The 16,371-nt window shown below is 72.4% G+C and carries 13 protein-coding genes; 5 read left to right on the top strand and 8 right to left on the bottom strand.

Features of this window, described 5'->3' with window-relative positions:
* Window positions 1-18 precede the first annotated feature (18 nt).
* Window positions 19-3,114 (bottom strand): glycoside hydrolase family 2 TIM barrel-domain containing protein, encoded by a 3,096-nt coding sequence (locus tag MQE23_RS40730; protein ID WP_243381811.1) that lies wholly within the window; start codon window positions 3,112-3,114, stop codon window positions 19-21.
* 257 nt (window positions 3,115-3,371) lie between these two features.
* Here MQE23_RS40730 and MQE23_RS40725 point away from each other — a divergent pair, with 257 nt between their 5' ends.
* The 3 genes from MQE23_RS40725 (at window position 3,372) to MQE23_RS40715 (ending at window position 7,698) form a co-directional block, all read left to right on the top strand.
* Window positions 3,372-5,759 carry a SpoIIE family protein phosphatase gene (locus MQE23_RS40725; RefSeq protein WP_243381810.1) on the top strand — a complete coding sequence of 796 codons (2,388 nt, stop codon included), beginning with the start codon at window positions 3,372-3,374 and terminating at the stop codon, window positions 5,757-5,759.
* A 43-nt stretch (window positions 5,760-5,802) separates the two neighbouring features.
* Complete coding sequence (locus MQE23_RS40720) at window positions 5,803-6,357, top strand: DUF4232 domain-containing protein (RefSeq protein WP_243381809.1); 555 nt, start codon at window positions 5,803-5,805, stop codon at window positions 6,355-6,357.
* 84 nt (window positions 6,358-6,441) lie between these two features.
* The gene (locus MQE23_RS40715) at window positions 6,442-7,698 is read left to right on the top strand and encodes an arsenic transporter (protein ID WP_243382920.1); all 1,257 of its coding nucleotides are present in this window, start codon (window positions 6,442-6,444) and stop codon (window positions 7,696-7,698) included.
* Between the two features lie 12 nt (window positions 7,699-7,710).
* Here the strand turns inward: MQE23_RS40715 and MQE23_RS40710 are convergent, their stop codons facing one another.
* Both MQE23_RS40710 and MQE23_RS40705 read right to left on the bottom strand, forming a co-directional pair.
* On the bottom strand, window positions 7,711-9,834 hold the full coding sequence (locus tag MQE23_RS40710; protein WP_243381807.1) for an RICIN domain-containing protein: 2,124 nt from the start codon (window positions 9,832-9,834) through the stop codon (window positions 7,711-7,713).
* 380 nt (window positions 9,835-10,214) lie between these two features.
* Window positions 10,215-11,201: a helix-turn-helix domain-containing protein gene (locus tag MQE23_RS40705; RefSeq protein ID WP_243381805.1), complete on the bottom strand. Its 987-nt coding sequence runs from the start codon at window positions 11,199-11,201 to the stop codon at window positions 10,215-10,217.
* Between the two features lie 63 nt (window positions 11,202-11,264).
* Here MQE23_RS40705 and MQE23_RS40700 point away from each other — a divergent pair, with 63 nt between their 5' ends.
* Window positions 11,265-12,104 carry a phytanoyl-CoA dioxygenase family protein gene (locus tag MQE23_RS40700; protein ID WP_020274270.1) on the top strand — a complete coding sequence of 280 codons (840 nt, stop codon included), beginning with the start codon at window positions 11,265-11,267 and terminating at the stop codon, window positions 12,102-12,104.
* Between the two features lie 29 nt (window positions 12,105-12,133).
* On the opposite strand, the gene MQE23_RS40695 is transcribed toward MQE23_RS40700, so the two are convergent.
* The 3 genes from MQE23_RS40695 to MQE23_RS40685 all read right to left on the bottom strand — a co-directional run bounded on the left by MQE23_RS40695 (window position 12,134) and on the right by MQE23_RS40685 (window position 14,193).
* Entirely contained in the window at window positions 12,134-13,102 is a 969-nt protein-coding gene (locus MQE23_RS40695; protein WP_243381804.1) for an aldo/keto reductase, read from the bottom strand.
* Window positions 13,103-13,169: 67 nt separating this feature from the next.
* The gene (locus MQE23_RS40690; protein ID WP_243381802.1) at window positions 13,170-13,706 is read right to left on the bottom strand and encodes a flavoprotein; all 537 of its coding nucleotides are present in this window, start codon (window positions 13,704-13,706) and stop codon (window positions 13,170-13,172) included.
* A 28-nt stretch (window positions 13,707-13,734) separates the two neighbouring features.
* Entirely contained in the window at window positions 13,735-14,193 is a 459-nt protein-coding gene (locus tag MQE23_RS40685; protein WP_020274273.1) for a nuclear transport factor 2 family protein, read from the bottom strand.
* A gap of 95 nt (window positions 14,194-14,288) precedes the next feature.
* Here MQE23_RS40685 and MQE23_RS40680 point away from each other — a divergent pair, with 95 nt between their 5' ends.
* Window positions 14,289-14,840, top strand: a complete 552-nt coding sequence (locus MQE23_RS40680) for a TetR family transcriptional regulator (protein ID WP_020274274.1) — start codon at window positions 14,289-14,291, stop codon at window positions 14,838-14,840.
* Window positions 14,841-14,849: 9 nt separating this feature from the next.
* Here MQE23_RS40680 and MQE23_RS40675 read toward each other — a convergent pair whose 3' ends face one another.
* A complete protein-coding gene (locus MQE23_RS40675) occupies window positions 14,850-15,050 on the bottom strand; it encodes a ferredoxin (RefSeq protein ID WP_020274275.1) in 201 nt (66 codons plus the stop codon).
* A gap of 13 nt (window positions 15,051-15,063) precedes the next feature.
* On the bottom strand, window positions 15,064-16,260 hold the full coding sequence (locus MQE23_RS40670) for a cytochrome P450 (protein WP_243381800.1): 1,197 nt from the start codon (window positions 16,258-16,260) through the stop codon (window positions 15,064-15,066).
* Window positions 16,261-16,371 lie beyond the last annotated feature (111 nt).

Here is a 16,371-nt window from a genome sequence, read left to right as displayed (position 1 = left end):
CCGTCGTGGCAAGGGGTCTCAGGCGGCCGGGGTCTCCAGCCGGCTGATGCGCAGGGCGCCCCGGGCCTCGTCGGGGTGGCGGCTCGTCATCGTGAGCCGGATCCGGGACCCCCGGACTGCCTTGAAGGTGATCACGGTCGGGGTGTCGGAGGCGGTGGCCCAGTCGATCGCCGTGTCCCCCACGGCCCGCCACGTCCGGCCGTCCCACACCGCCACCTCGATCGCCGCGGGCAGGCTGTGCGTGGCGTCCACGGTGAAGGAGACGTCCACCCGGTCGAAGCCGCGGGTGCGTCCGTGATCGACCGTGACCCAGTCCTCGGTGCGCGCGCCGTCGAAGGCGGGCAGCAGGGCCGTGGCCTGCTTGAAGAAGCCGTTGGACCAGCCGGTGGCCGGGTCGCCGTCGAGCATGGCGGCGGGCAGGGTGTCCGGGCGGCCGGAGTAACTGGCGTCCGCGTGCGGGTAGTCGACGGGCGCCGGGTGCTCCGGCGCGAAAGCGGGCGGGGCTGTCTTTGCCCGGTCCGCTGCCCGGGTGGCGCGTACGGTCACGGTGCCGGCGCGCAGGCCGTCGGCGCGGGCGGTCACCTTCACCGCGCCCGTCTTCGTGCCGGAGCGGACGATGGCGAGGGCCTTGCCGTGGAAGGCGGTGCGGGTGCTCGCCTGGTAGCGCTCGGCGCTCTCCTGGCGGCCGTTGTCGAGCCCGGCGAGGGAGCCGTTCGCCACCTCGAAGGAGAGCAGGTGCTCCGCGTCCGGCACCACCACTCCACGCCGGTCGACCACTTCGGCGGTCACGAAGACCAGCGAACGCCCGTCGGCAGCGACGGAGTCGCGGTCCGGTGTCAGGCGTATCGCGTGCGGGGCGCCGGCGGTGCGCAGCACGTCGGTGGCGACCACCCTGCCGTCCCGCCGCGCGACGGCCTTCAGCTCGCCCGGCCGGTAGGGCACCTTCCAGGTCAGGTGGAGCTTGCCGGCGCTGCCGTTCGGGCTGGTGTAGCTGCCGGGGTAGGGGCCGTCGGTGAAGGTCTTGTCGTCGCCGGTCGCCTCGGTCGTCTCCAGGTACGTGCGGCCGTCGACGGTCTTCTTGGTGTCGAACCGCCGTACGCCCAGGGACTTTCCGTTGAGGAACAGCTCGACGGTGTCGACGTTGGCGTACGCCCAGACCTCGACCGTGTCGCCCTCGGCGTGGTTCCAGGTCATCGGCAGCAGATGGACCATCGGCTCGCTGGTCCACTGGCTTTGGAACAGGTAGTACATGTCCTTCGGGAAGCCCGCGGTGTCGACCGCGCCGAAGAAGGACGCCTTGACCGGGAAGACGTCGTACGGCGTGGGCTCGCCGATGTAGTCGATGCCCGACCACAGGAACTGCCCGGCGAACCACTTGCGGTCCCGGTCCTTCTTGTGGCCGTACTCGCCGCTCATGGTCCAGGAGGCGAGGTTGTTGTCGTAGGAGGAGGTGCCGCGCCGTCCGGGGGTGTAGTTCTCGCCGGTGTTGAGGTGTTCGGGCTCCTGGTACTCGCCCCGCGTCGAGGTCTCCGAGGAGGACTCGGACTCGAAGAGGAAGAGGTGCGGGTAGGCCGCGTGCAGCTGGTCCACCGACTTGGCGGTGTTGTAGTTGAGGCCGAGGCCGTCCAGCTTGGCCAGCATCAGGTCGGCCGCGGAGCCCTTGGCGGGGAGGCGGCGGTACTTGTCGGAGCCGATGACCAGCGGACGGGTGTCGTCGGCGGCCCTGATCGCGGCGATGATCCGGTCGGCCATGGCGAGGCCGGCGGTGGAGGTGGAGTCGGGGACCTCGTTGCCGATGGACCACATCAGCACGGCGGGCGAGTTGCGGGCCGCGAGCACCATCTCGGTGGCGTCCTTCTCGCACCACTCGTCGAAGAACCGGCCGTAGTCGTACCGGTTCTTCCCGGTGCGCCAGCAGTCGAACGCCTCCACCAGCATGACGACGCCCAGCTCCTCGCAGACCTGGATCACTTCGGGCGCGGGCGGGTTGTGGGAGGTGCGCAGGGCGTTGACGCCCATGGACCGCATGATCTCCAGCTGGCGGCGGACGGCGTCGATGCTGACCGCGGCGCCGAGCGCGCCCAGGTCGTGGTGGAGGTCGACGCCCTTGAGCTTGTGGTGGGTGCCGTTGAGGAAGAAGCCCTCGTCCGGGTCGAAGCGGAAGGTGCGGAAGCCGAAGGGCGTGCGGTAGGTGTCGGTGGTTCTGCCGCCGACGCGCAGTTCGGTGTGCAGGGTGTAGCGGTGCGGGGCCGCGATGTCCCAGAGCAGGGGGCGCCGGACGGTGAGCTCGTGGGTCTCGGTCTTCTCACCGGTGACGGCGGCCGTGGAGGAGGCACGGGCGACCGTCCGGCCCTTCGGGTCGACGATCCGGGACACGACCTCAACGTCGGCGCCCGCGCCCGACGCGTTGACGACCGACGTGTCGACCCGTACGACGGCCCGTTCGGCGGAGATCTCGGGTGTGGTGACACGGGTGCCCCAGCGGGCCACGTGCACCGGCTCGGTGATCACCAGGCGGGCCTCGCGGTAGATGCCGCTGCCCGAGTACCAGCGGCTGCTGGGGAGCCGGTTCTGGACCTTGACGGCGAGCACGTTCTCGGTGGTGCCGTCGGTGTGCACCAGATCGGTGAGGTCGAGGGCGAAGCCGGTGTAGCCGTAGGGGTGGCGCCCGGCCTCCTTGCCGTTGCAGTGGACGGTGGAATCCATGTAGACGCCGTCGAACTCCACCGAGATCCGCTTGCCGGCGAGCGCGGGCGGCAGGGTGAAGGCGAGGCGGTACCAGCCGAGGCCGCCGGGCAGGAAGCCGGTGCCGCTGGTGGTGCCGTGGTCGGTCGTGGGGGTCTGCTCGATGCTCCAGTCGTGCGGGACGGCGACCTCGCGCCACCGGGAGTCGTCGTAGCCGGGCTGCGCGGCGTCGGCATAGGCGCCGGTAGGGTCGGTGATCCCGCCCGGGTTGACCAGCGCGAAGCGCCAGCCGTCGCGCAGTGCGACGGTGCGGCGGCCGGACCCTCCGCGCGCCGCATCGGCGGCCCATGCCTCGGGGGCGCCCAGCAGTGTTCCGGCCGCGGGCGCGGCGGCGGAGGCGAGCAGGACCGATCTGCGCGTGACCGACATGGCGGCTCTCCCTCATTAAATCCCAGAAGTACTCACAACTGATCGTGAACAAACAGATTCTGTCGAGGTGTCACACAGGGCCGTCAAGGGTGCGGCAGCGTCGTTCTGCCTCACGGGTCACATCGGCCGGAATTGCGCCTTGACCGCACGCGGCCGGGCGGCGCAGGGGTTACCGGGCCACGTCGGGCGCCCACGCACTAGTCTGGAACTCAAGCGACCTCCCTGATCACTGTGAGTGTCCGTATGGAGTGGCGACGATGAGCCCGGACGAGCTGTTCGACGATGACGTGGCCGCCCGTGCCGTCATCGCCGCCGACGGCACGCTCACCGAGTGGAGCGAGGGCGCACACCGTCTGCTGGGCCACACGGCCGCCGAAGTCCTGGGCCGCCCGGCCGTCGAGCTGCTGGCCGACGGGGCGGCCCCGCCGCCCGTGCCCGCGGACGCCCGCTGGAACGGTACGCTCACGCTGCGTCACCGTGACGGGCACACGGTCTCGGCGTGGGTGCTCGCCCACCGCAGACCGCCGGACGGCCCCGAGACCGCCGAGTGGCTCGCCGTGTCCCCGCCGGAGGCCCCTGGCCCGGAGCTGCCGGACGACCCGCTGGTGCGGGCGGCCCTCACGCAGTCGCCCTGCGCCACGATGATCTTCGACGAGCGGCTGCGGCTGCGCGGCGTCAACGACGCCATGGCGGACCTCCTCGGGCTGCCCGCCGACCGGCTGCGGGGCCTGCGGCCCACCGACGTCGGCAGCCGGCCGCAGAACACGGAGCTGGAGGAGTATCTGCGCCGCGTGCTGAGCACCGGCCGGCGGCAGGACATGCAGACGTACATGAAGGCCAGCGGCGAGAGCCGGGGTGCGCACGCCTGGCTGGCCCGGCTCGCACCGCTCACCGACGACGGAGGCCGGGTGCGCGGCGTGTGCGTGACGGCCCACGACTTCAGCGACCAGTACCGGGCACGGGAGCGGCTCCAGCTGGTCAACGAGGCGAGCGTGCGCATCGGCACCACCCTCGACGTCACCCGTACGGCCCAGGAGCTGGCGGACGTGTGCGTCCCGGCGCTCGCCGACTTCGTCAGCGTCGACCTGCTCGACGTACAGGAGCACGGTGGCGAGTCCGCCGGCCCGCCGACCCCACCCGTGAGCCTGCGCAGGGCCGCCCACCAGTCGGTCAACTCGGGCAGCCCCGAGGCCGTCGCCAAACCGGGGCAGGTGGACGTCTATCCGGAGAACTCCCCGCAGGCCGCCTCGCTCATCGCGGGGCGCGCGGTCGTGGCGTCAGGAGTGGACAACGGCGACCTCGAGAAGTGGCTGGCCTGGGACCCGGTCCGGTTCCGGCGGATACGCGAGTACGGCATCCACTCCACGATGTCCGTGCCGCTCCAGGCCAGGGGTTCGACGCTCGGAGTCGCGGTCTTCACCCGTTTCCGGCGCCCCGAGCCCTTCACCGACGACGACGTGCTGCTGGCCGAGGAGGTCACGGCACGCGCCGCCGTCTGCATCGACAACGCCCGCCGCTACTCCCGCGAGCGTGAGACGACGCTCACGCTGCAACGCAGCCTGCTGCCCCGCACGCTGCCGCGCACGGCCGCCGTGGAGGCGGCCTCCCGTTATCTGCCCGCCACCCGCTCCGGCGTGGGCGGCGACTGGTTCGACGTGATCCCGCTGTCCGGGATGCGCATCGCGATGGTCGTCGGCGACGTCGTCGGGCACGGCATCCAGGCCTCGGCCACCATGGGCCGGCTGCGCACGGCCGTCCGCACCCTCGCCGACATCGACCTGGCCCCCGACGAGCTGCTCACCCACCTCGACGACCTGGTCGTCCGGCTGTCCCAGGAGTCCGGTGTCGACGCCGGCACCGGGGAGGTGGGCGCGACCTGCCTGTACGCGGTGTACGACCCCGTGTCGCGGCGCTGCACGCTGGCCCGGGCCGGGCACCCGCTGCCCCTCGTCGTCCCGCCGGACGGCCCGGCCCACCAGCTCGACCTGCCCTCGGGGCCCCCGCTCGGGGTCGGGGGGCTGCCGTTCGAGTCCGCCGAGGTGGAGCTGCGGGAGGGCAGCGTCCTGGCGTTCCACACGGACGGGCTGCTCGCGAGCCGCGAGCGGGACCTCGACGCGAGCCAGCGGATGCTGCGCGAGGCCCTGTCGGCTCCCTCCGACTCCCTGGACGAGATCTGCGACCGCGTGCTGCACGCGCTGCTCCCGCCGAGCGGCTCCGCCGACGACGTGGCCCTGCTGCTGGCCCGCACCCGCGGCCTGCCGTCCTCCCAGGTGGCGACCTGGGACATTCCCGCCGACCCGGCGCTGGTGGCCCCCATCCGCAAGCAGGTCGTCGACCAGCTCGACCGCTGGCAGCTCACCGATGCCACGTTCACCGCGGAACTGGTGGTGAGCGAGCTGGTCACCAACGCCATCCGCTACGGCGCCCAGCCCATCCGGCTGCGGCTGATCCACGACGCGTCCACGCTGATCTGCGAAGTGTCCGACACCAACCACACGGCGCCCCACCTGCGCCGCGCCAAGACCTGGGACGAGGGGGGCCGCGGTCTGCTCCTGGTCGCGCAGCTCACCCAGCGCTGGGGCAGCAGGCACACCACCGAGGGCAAGACGATCTGGGCCGAGCTGGCACTGCTCGACGAGCTGTGAGCGGACGCGGTTTCCCCGGTACCGCGGCGGACACCCGCGAGGCATGGCCACAACATCTCAGTCCGTACGCCGGGCGGCCTTACTCGGGAGCGCGCTCGCGGCTCTCGGCTCACTGACCGCCTGCGGCACCGAGCACCGTGCGGAGACCGCCGCGCAACAGGTGTCCGCCGCCGACACCGATACCCGCTGTCACACCTACGAGCTGCGTGCCTTTGTCGGCCGGATGGATCCGGGCGCCGGGCAGCGCAACTTCCCGGTCGTGCTGACCAACGTCTCCTCGCGGACCTGCACCCTGCACGGCTATCCGGGTGCCGCGTTCGTGGACGCGTCCGGCCGGCAGCTGGGCCCCGATCCGAAGCGCACCCCCGGCGAGCCGGCGACCGTGACCCTGGCGCCGGGCAGGAGTGCCTGGGCGGGGCTGCGGTATGCCGACCCCGAGGTCAGCGGCGCCCACGCCGCCACTCCGGCGGCGCTGCTGGTGACTCCCCCGGACGAACGCAAGCCGCTGAAGGTGCGGTGGACGGCGGGTGAGGTGCCGGTCGGCGGGAACGCGTCCTCGGTGTTCCTGACGGCGTTCGAGGCGGGCAGCGGGCCGTGAGGCCGACGGGGTTCTCGTAGCTTTCTTACCAGCCCCTGGTTTCATGGGCGGGCACGCTGTGATCACGCCCCGGAGGACTCCGCCCTGAACACCCCGCTCGCCGAAGTCCTGTCCGTGGCGCTGCTGGCCGCCGTGCTCGTCTGGGCCGTGCTCCGTCCGCGGGGGCTCCCCGAGGCCGTGCTGGCGGTTCCGGCCGCCGGGCTCGCGGTCGCCGTCGGAGTGATCTCGCCGGACCACGCCTGGGAGGAGATCCAGCGGCTGGGGCCCGTGGTGGGCTTCCTCGCGGCCGTGCTGGTGCTCGCGCACTTCTGTGACGTCGAGGGGCTGTTCACGGCGTGCGGGGCGTGGATGGCCCGCTGGGCGGCGGGGCGTCCCGCGCGGCTGCTGACCGCGGTGTTCGCGCTGGCCTCCGTGATCACGGCCGTGCTCAGTCTGGACGCCACCGTCGTCCTGCTGACACCGGTGGTGCTCGCCACGGCCACCCGGATGGGCGTCCAGGCCCGGCCGCACCTCTACGCGTGCGCCCATCTGTCCAACACCGCCTCGCTGCTGCTGCCGGTCTCCAACCTCACCAACCTGCTGGCCTTCACGGCGAGCGGGCTGAGCTTCACCCGGTTCGCGGCGCTGATGGCGTTGCCGTGGCTGGTGGCGATCGGCGCGGAGTACCTGGTGTTCCGGCGCTTCTTCGACGAGGAACTGACCGCCCCGCTCCCCTCACCCGACCCCGCGCGACCTCCCGAGCTGCCCCTGTTCGCCCTGATCACCGTGGGCTGCACGCTGGCCGGGTTCGTCGTGGCCTCCGCCCTGGGGATCGCACCGGCGTGGGCCGCCCTGGCCGGCGCGCTCGTACTGGCCGTGCGGGCGCTGCTGCGGCGGCGGGCCACCCCGCTGACGGTGGTGCGGTCCGCGGCCCCGGCGTTCCTGGCGTTCGTGCTCGCCCTCGGCGTCGTGGTGCGGGCGGTCGTCGACCACGGGCTCGCCGACGCGCTCCACCGGGTGCTGCCCGACGGCTCGGGCCTGCTCACGCTGCTCGGCGTGGCCGCGCTGGCCGCCGTCCTGGCGAACATCGTCAACAACCTCCCCGCGGTCCTGGTGCTGCTGCCGCTGACCGCGGGGGCCGGTCCCGGTGCCGTGCTGGCGGTGCTGCTCGGCGTCAACATCGGCCCCAACCTGACCTACGCCGGATCGCTGGCGACCCTGCTGTGGCGGCGGATCGTGCAGCAGCACGGACACCGGGTCGGGGTCGGGGAGTTCACCCGGCTCGGGCTGCTCGCGGTACCGGCGGCGCTGGTGCCGGCCGTGGTGGCGCTGTGGCTGTCGCTGCGTGTCGTCGGGGGCTGAGCGCGCGTCCGGTCAGCGGCGGCCGCCTCCGTAGCCGCCGTAGCCGCCGTAGCCGCCGTAGCCGCCGTAGCCGGGGTAGCCGTAGCCGCCGTACCCGTAACCGGGGTAGCCGTAGCCGTAGCCGGGATAGCCGTTCTGGCCGTCCCCGTCGCAGGGATAGCCGTAGCGGTAGCAGGCCGACTCGGTGGGGGCCGCGCCGGTCGGTGTCGGCCGCGCTGCCGACGGGGTGGCGGACGGGGTCGGTGTCGGTGACGCCGTGGGGGTCTTCGAGGGCGTGGGTGTGGGTGTGGGTGTCGGGGTGGGGCGCGGCGCCGGGGCGGCGGCCTTCCAGTTGACGGCCTCCATCTGGAGGTCCGCCTTGGAGGTGTCGATAGCCCACCGCTGGTCCTCGTCGTCCGCCCGGGTCTTGAGGACCAGGGCCCCCGAGCCGTCGGTCGCGGCCGGAGCCAGGGCGAGGTCCTGGTTCCAGCGGGGCACCAGAGCGCCCTGGAGGGTGAAGTCGTAGCGGATGTTCTTGGAGTCCGGCCGGGACGCGCCCGTGCAGGGAGCCAGCCGCACCGAGTAGCCGAGTTGCGAGTCCAGGCACAGGCCGGGAGCGGCGCCGTTGCGCAGCAGGCCGTCGGTCTCGTACGTCCACTGCTGGGCGGCGGCCGAGGAGCAGGCGGTGAGCTCGGCCTCCGCGTCCTCGACGGCCTTGTTGTCCTCGACACCGACGCACAGTCCCGAGTCCACGTTGTGCAGCCGGCCGCGCAGGGCACCCTTCTCGGCGTCGCCCGACCCGATCCAGGACGGGTCGCCCGTCGACTCGCCCGCGCCCGAGCCGGGCGTCTCCGAGGGCCGCCCCGCACCGGCCTGGGGGCCCTCGCCGGAGTTGCCCAGGGACCACAGGACCAGCGGGATGACGACCAGGCCGCTGACGGTCAGGATGCTCGCGGTGAGGTTGCGGCGGCGTGCGGCACCGCGGGCCGCCTTGTGGGCGGACCTGCGGGCCGCGGTGCGGGGGCCCGCGGCACGCCGGCCGGGACGGGAACCTGCGGCACGCCGGCCGGGAGTGGTTCCACCGGACGGCGGGGCATCGGGCGGAGTCGGGAAGCCGTCGCGAGCGTGCGCCGTTTCCGCTGTCACGGGGGCGGGCGGCGCGGTCGACGTGCCGACCGGGTCGGTGAACGACTCCCCGGCCATGCCCGCGAGGACGACGGGGTCGGGGAAGGCTTCCTCGACGGCCACACGTCCGGGGAGTCCGGTCCCCGTCGCGGCCGCCTCCCTGCCGGGCCCCGGGGCGTCCGTCATGTCTCTCTCCGCGGCGCCGCTCGATCTGCTCTCCGCGTACTCCCGCCCGCCCCAGCCGAGTACCGCCTCCGCCAGCGCGACGCCGAGCCCGTGGTTGAACCGGCCGAGCTGGTCCGCGGCAGCGGCGCAGTGCCCACAGCCCTGGATATGCGCGCGTAGATCGGGGTCGATGTCGAGGGCGCCACGCCGGTACGTCACGTCGAGCAGGCGGAGATAGCGCCGGCACTCCTCGTCGGGAGCGAGTTCGCGGTGCAGTTGGAGGCTTTCCTCGCGCAGCCGGTCACGGGCCCGGTCCAGTTCGACACTGGCGCCCTCCTCGTCCAGGCCGAGCAGCCCGGCGGGGGCGGTGAGCGGTTCGGTCTCGACCTCGACGTGCCACAGCAGACAGCGCGCCGACTGGGGCAGCCGCTGGAAGGCGCCGGACAGCAGGCGCCGGTGCTGCTGCGGCAGCAGCCGGGCGGCCACCCGCTCCCCCTCGCCGGCCCCGGACAGCAGTTCCGGGTGGAGCATGTCGCGTCGGTGGTCGGTGGCCCACTCGGCGGCGATACGCCGTACGGTGACGAGCAGATGGGGCCGCCACGCCGAGGTGGGGCCGGTCTGGCGCAGGGTCTCGCCGAAGATCCGGGTGAATGCGGCAGTCGTGAGTATTCCGGCGGAACGCGGCCCGTCGGTGCACAGCCGGGCGTAGGCGGAGGCCGCCTCCCAGTGCCGGTCCAGCAGTTCGCCGACGGGGTGAAGTGCGGGGGTCGCGCCCGTCCACTTCCTGAGCTCGGCGCTCAGTTGCTCGTCCGTCGCGCCGATCCTGCGGGCCGGACCCGGAGAATTCGGCGGGCCTGCGTCGTTCACGGCTGCATTCCTCTCAAGGACATGCGGAATAAAGTCCATACCAAGGGGTATGTCGGCCCGGTGGCCCCGCGCATGCGAAGAAAGGCGTGTTGTCCGGACGCCGACAAGGCACACCTTTGCACAGGTCAGCGACAGGGAACAAGGGATCTCACGGTTTCGTGCATTGTGTAGTCGGCCAGGGCCTTTTGACAAAACGTCAATGTGCGGTGCGAAAGGGATTTCCGCACTGTCCGTTCTGTTTTTTGCGGAGCGTTTTCGCCCGGCTTCGGGCGTCGACCCAAAACCATTGAACTGCCGCCTGCACAGCAGCTCACGCCCTCGGGCCTTCCCGGCACGGCCCTTTCGGCGACTCCGCCCGGAACCAATGACCACACCGCCGCTCAGCCCCACGGGCCGCCGTGAGCGGCGTTCCGGTACGCCCCGGGAGGTGTCCCGTAGCGCTCGCGGAAGACACGGTTGAAGTGGAACGGGCTGGCGAAACCCGAGGCCGCGGCGACGCGTTCCACGGGCAGGTCGGTGCCCTCCAGCAGCCGGGCGGCGTGGCGCAGCCGCGCCTCGCGCAGGGCGCGCATGGGCGACCGGCCGCGCTGCCGGCTGAACAGATGGGCGAAGCGGGACGGCGACAGGGAGACCTGCTCGGCCAGCGAGCGGACGGTGTGGGGGGCGCCCGGGTCGGCGTCGATCAGCTCCTGGGCCCGTTGGATCCGTGCGTCGAGGCCGGGACGGGGTGCCGCCGGCCGGGCACCGGCGGTGGTGAGGAGGACGATCTCCTCCAGAGCGCACAGGGCCAGTTCGCGGGCGGCACTGCCGTGCGCGACGGCGATCTGCCCGTCTACGGGCGCGGCGTAGGGCGGGGCGGACGCGTAGGGCGGGGCCGCGTCGTCCGAGGCCACCGCCTCGGGCGGTGTTGCCCCGCCCCCGGTCCAGCGGGCATCGGCCTGCATCCGTCGGAACGCCGCCTCGACACGGCCGTGCACTCCGGCCGGGGCGGACGTGACCGCGTACACCCCGTCACCGGCGTCGTACGGCCGCAGCCACGCGGCCCACGACGGGCGGGCCTGGCAGTGCACCCACCAGAACCGCCAGCGCCGGGCACCGGGCTCGACGGCGTAACGGTGCGGGGCACCCGGGGCGAGTACCACCAGGTGGCCCGCGCCCGCCGAGGTCTCCACCCCGCCCTGCCAGAGCCGCCCCCGGCCTCCGGTGGTCCAGGTGAAGAGCCAACTCGCAGATCCGCCCGGCCGGTTGACGCCGTATCCGGGCGGCTGGTCGAAGTGGCCGAGCACGACCAGACCGGGCGGCGGTGCGGGGTCCCCGTCGGACTCGGGCTCAGCAGTACCGGGCAATCCGTCAGCACGCACGGGCATCCCCCTCGGCGGCTCGGTGGCCTAGCGTGTCGTGCCGGGGACCACTGACCGAGGAGTGCGCTCATGACAGTCACGGGCAACGGCGCCGCCGGCTCTCCCATCCTGGACGCTGCCGCGCTCCGGCGACACCGGGAGGGTTTCGAGGAGGACGGTTTCACGGTCGTGCGCGGGCTCTTCGGGGCCCACGAGGCCGAGCGGCTGTGCGACGAGTTCGAGGCGCTGCGTGCGGCCGGCCCGGTTCCCGGACACTTCGAGCCGCGCGCCTCCGGGCCGGGCGCCGATCCGCTGCACGTCTGGCCGCGGGTGATGCACCCGCACGAGATCAACGACCTCGCTCGCGACGTCCTGCTGGACGCCCGGCTGCGGACGGTTCTGGAGGAGCTCCTCGGGGAGGACGTCCTGGCCGCGCAGAGCATGTTCTACTTCAAGCCGCCGGGTGCCCGGGGGCAGGCGCTGCACCAGGACAACTTCTATCTGCGGGTGGAGCCGGGCACGTGTGTGGCGGCGTGGCTGGCCTGTGAGGTGATCGACCGGGAGAACGGCGGGCTGGAGGTCGTGCCGGGCACGCACCGGATGGACCTGTTCTGCCCGGAGGAGGCGGACGCGGGGGTGTCCTTCGCGCGGGAGTACGTGCCGCCGCCGCCCGGTCTGGCCGCCGTGCCCGTGGACATGGAGCCGGGGGATGTTCTGTTCTTCAACGGCAGTCTGGTGCACGGGTCGCAGCCGAACCGTGCGGTGGATCGGTTCCGGCGGTCGTTCATCGGGCATTACGTGGGGCGGTCGGCGGAGCGGATCGGGCGGTTCTACCGGACGCTGACGATGAGCGGAGCGCGGGTGGTGCTCCCGGAGAGCGAGGGGGCGGGGCCCTGCGGGACGGAGTTCGCGCCGCAGGGGCCCCACTGAGCGCTCGGCTGAAGGGCGCCCCTGCTTTCCTAGTGGCCCGCGATCGGATGCGGCGTGTAGGGCCGCTCCAGTTCCTCGAGTTCCTTGTCGCTGAGCTCCAGCTCCACCGCTGCCACCGCATCCTCCAGGTGCTGCGGCTTGGACGCTCCCACGATCGGTGCCGTCACCGTGTCCTGGCGGAGGAGCCAGGCGAGCGCGACCTGGGCCCGGGGCACGCCGCGCTCCCCTGCGATGCGGGTCACCGCCTCGACGATGGTGCGGTCGCCCTCCTGGTACAGGTTGCTGCCGAAGGTGTCGGTGGCGCTGCGCTCGGTCGTGGTGTCCCAGTCGCGGGTGAGGCGGCCGCGGGCGAGCGGGCTCCAGGGCAGCACGCCGACGCCCTGGTCCGCGCACAGGGGCAGCATCTCGCGCTCCTCTTCGCGGTAGAGGAGGTTGTAGTGGTTCTGCATGGAGACGAAGCGGGTCCAGCCGTTCAGCCGGGCGGTGTACTGGGCCTTGGAGAACTGCCAGGCGTACATCGAACTCGCCCCGATGTAGCGGACCTTGCCGGCCTTGACGACGTCGTGCAGCGCCTCCATCGTCTCCTCGACCGGCGTGTGCGGGTCGAAGCGGTGGATCTGGTAGAGGTCGACGTAGTCGGTGCCGAGACGGGTGAGGCTCTGGTCGAGCTCGGTGATGATCGCCTTGCGGGACAGTCCGCCGCCGTTGGGCCCGGGCCGCATCCGGCCGTGCACCTTCGTCGCGAGCACGATGTCGTCGCGGCGGGCGAAGTCGCGCAGGGCCCGGCCGACGATCTCCTCGCTGGTGCCGTCGGAGTAGACGTTCGCCGTGTCGAAGAAGTTGACCCCCGCCTCGACCGCCTGCCGGATCAGCGGACGCGAGGCCTCCTCGTCGAGGGTCCACTCGTGCCGGCCCCGGTCCGGCAGGCCGTAGGTCATGCACCCCAGACAGATCCGCGAGACGTCCAGGCCCGTCGAACCGAGCTTCACGTACTGCATCGTTGCTGCTCCTGCCTTCGGGAGGTGTTCCACGGCGAGCGTACGTGCTCGTGCGCACTCGAAGGCGTCAGCCGCGTTCGACCAGGTCCAGCGCCCGTTCCCAGCCGAACTCCGGCCGCCCGCCGTCCTCGTCCGGTTCTCCGGTGTACGGCTGCCCGAACCGCACGCCCATCCCCCGCAGCCGTTCGAGACTGTCCCGGTAGGCGGGGTGGGAGGCCAGCGCGCCGGCCACGCACGGCAGGACGGCGACGGGCACACCGAGCCCCGCGACCTCGCACAGGGTGCCCAGGGCGAGGGTGTCGGCGATGCCGGCCGCCCACTTGTTGACGGTGTTGAAGGTGGCGGGCGCGACGACCACGGCGTCGGGCGCCGGGAACGGGCGCGGCTCGCCCGGGGTGCGCCAGGCGGACCGGATCGGGCGGCCCGTCTGTGCCTCGACGGCCGCGGTGTCGAAGAAGCCGTTCATGGCGACGGGCGTCGCGATGACACCGACCTCCCAGTCGCGCTCCTGCGCGGCGGTGATCAGTTTGCTCACGTCCGCGGCGATACCGGCGGCGCAGACGACGATGTAGAGGAAGGGCTTCCGGGCGGCCTGTTCGGTCATCCCGGAAACCCTAGTCACTCCGCCGTGCTCACCGGACGGGGAACGTGGCTCCGCGCTCCCGCTCCGGCCGCGGGCCGAAGATGCGGCGCTCCCGCTCCTCGATCGGTACGTCGTTGATGCTCGCCTCGCGGCGGGTCATCAGGCCGTGCTCGTCGAACTCCCACAGTTCGTTGCCGTAGGAGCGCCACCACCGGCCTTCCGCGTCCCGGCACTCGTACTGGAAGCGGACCGCGATGCGGTTGCCGTCGAAGGCCCACAGGTCCTTGCGCAGCGCGTACTCCCGCTCCCGCTCCCACTTCCCGGTCAGGAACTCGACGATCTCGGCGCGTCCGGTGAGGAAGGTTTCGCGGTTGCGCCAGACGGAGTTTTCCGAGTAGGCGAGGGCGACCTTGTGCGGGTCGCGGGTGTTCCAGGCGTCCTCGGCGGCCTGGACCTTCTGCGCGGCGGTGTCCCGGTCGAAGGGCGGCAGCGGCGGGCGGTCGGTCATGGATCCTCCCTGGTCAGCAGCTGGAGAACGCGCGTTCTCCGCAGCGGCTGCTACGGTAGGAGAACGCTCGTTCTCGCGTCAAGGAGTGGTCGTACATGGACAGCGCAGGGATCCGGGATCGGGCGCTGGACGCCGCCGAGGAGCTGTTCTACGGGCGGGGTGTGCAGTCGGTCGGCATGGACGACGTCCGCAGCGCGTCCGGAGTCTCGCTCAAGCGGCTCTACCAGCTCTTCCCGTCGAAGGAGCAGCTGGTGGAGGCGTATCTGGAGCGGCGTGACGGGCGCTGGCGCGGCCGACTGGCCGAGTACGTCGAGCAGTACGGGGAGCCGCGGGAGCGGATCCTGGCCGTGTTCGACTGGCTGGGCCGGTGGTTCGGCGAGCCGGGCTTCCGGGGCTGTGCGTGGATCAACGCCTACGGGGAGCTCGGCGCGACGTCCGCGCGCGTGGCCGGCCAGGTGCGCGCGCACAAGCGGGCTTTCCGGGACTACCTCGCCTCGCTCGTCGACGCGGCGGGGCTGCCCGGCGCGCTGGCCGGACAGCTGTTCCTGCTCGCCGAGGGTGCCATGGTCACGGCGGGTGTCACCAGGAGCGCCGAGCCCGCGGCCGAGGCGCGGGAGGCCGCCCGGCTGCTCCTGCGGACCCTGTGAGGCCGGGCGTCAGCTCACCGTCTCCGACACGGTGATGGCGCTCACCGGACAGGCCCGGGCCGCCTCCCGCACCAGGGGGCTGCCGCCGCCGTCCTCGTGGCCGGGCAGCAGGGCGCTGTAGCCGTCGTCGTCCTGGGTGAACACGTCCGGGGCGGTCAGGGCACACTGGCCCGCGCCGATGCAGACGTCCTTGTCGATGTCGATGTGCATGTCCGGAATCCTCTTACCAGGTCACGGGGAGTTCCAGCATCCCCTGGATCGTGTCGCCCGGTTTGAAGGGGATCTCCTCGGCCGGGGCGGCCAGCCGCAATGTGGGCAGCCGGTCGAAGAGGCTGTGCAGGGCGATCTCCAGTTCGGCGCGGGCGAGGTTCTGGCCGAGGCACTGGTGGATGCCGAAGCCGAAGGCGACGTGGTGCCGGGCCGGGCGGCTCCAGTCGAGCGTGTCCGGCTCGGGGTAGACCGTCTCGTCGCGGTTGATGACGGAGGTCGCGAAGACCACGCCGTCGCCCTTGCGGATCGTCGTCCCGGCCACCTCGATGTCCTCGACGGCCAGGCGCAGCAGGCCGTCCGCGATCGACAGCATCCGCATCAGCTCCTCGACCGCGGCCGGCAGCAGCCGCGGGTCGGCGCGCAGCTCGGCGAGCCGCTCGGGGTGCTGGAGCAGGGTGAAGGTGCCGAGCGAGATCATGTTGGCGGTCGTCTCGTGGCCCGCGACCAGCAGGATGAGCGCCAGGGCGATCAGGCCCTCGCGGTCGAGCGCGCCCTCGCGCAGCTGCCGGTGGACCAGGTCGTCCAGCAGGCCGGTGCCGGGGTCTTGCTGCTTGCGGTCGATCAGCTCGCCGAAGTACGCCTCCAGCCGGTCGCGGGCATCCTCCACGTCGGCGGTCTCCGGGCCGCGCAGCAGCCGTCGTGACTGGGTCTCGAAGAAGTCGTGGTCGGCGTACGGGACGCCGAGCAGCGCGCAGATCACCATGGACGGCACGGGCAGCGCGAAGGCGCTCACCAGGTCCGCGGGCGGGCCCTGGGCGATCATCGCGTCGAGCCGTTCGTCCACGATCTGCTGGATCCGTGGCCGGAGTTCGACGGCTCGTTTGAGGGTGAAGTCGCCGACGACCATCCGCCGCTGGGTGCGGTGCTCGGGGTCGTCGACGCCGAGGAGGGCTGTTCTGCGGTTCGTGATCCCGGCGAATCGCCGGGTCGGGGCGGGGAAGCCGGGGCGGCTGCGGTTGGACGACAGGCGCGGGTCGGCCAGCAGCGCGCGGGCGGTCGCGTGCCCGCTGACCAGCCACGCCTCACGGCCGTCGAAGAGGGTGATACGGGTCAGGGGGCGCTCGCCGCGCAGCGGATCGTAGGCGGCGGGCGGCTGGTAGGGGCAGGTCCGGCTCTGGGGGAAGGCGACGGGTGCGGTCGTTTCCGTCATGAAGACCTCGCAGACGAAGTGTGCGTCGTGCCGATCTTCATTAGATGCCCCAGGCACCTATGGGGCGACGTGAAGTTCGGCCAGATCGGTGGCGGCGGCAACATGGCCGAG

The organism is Streptomyces sp. HP-A2021 (assembly GCF_022807935.1).
Lineage (GTDB): Bacteria > Actinomycetota > Actinomycetes > Streptomycetales > Streptomycetaceae > Streptomyces > Streptomyces afghaniensis.
This window is presented reverse-complemented; position numbering and strand designations above follow the sequence as displayed.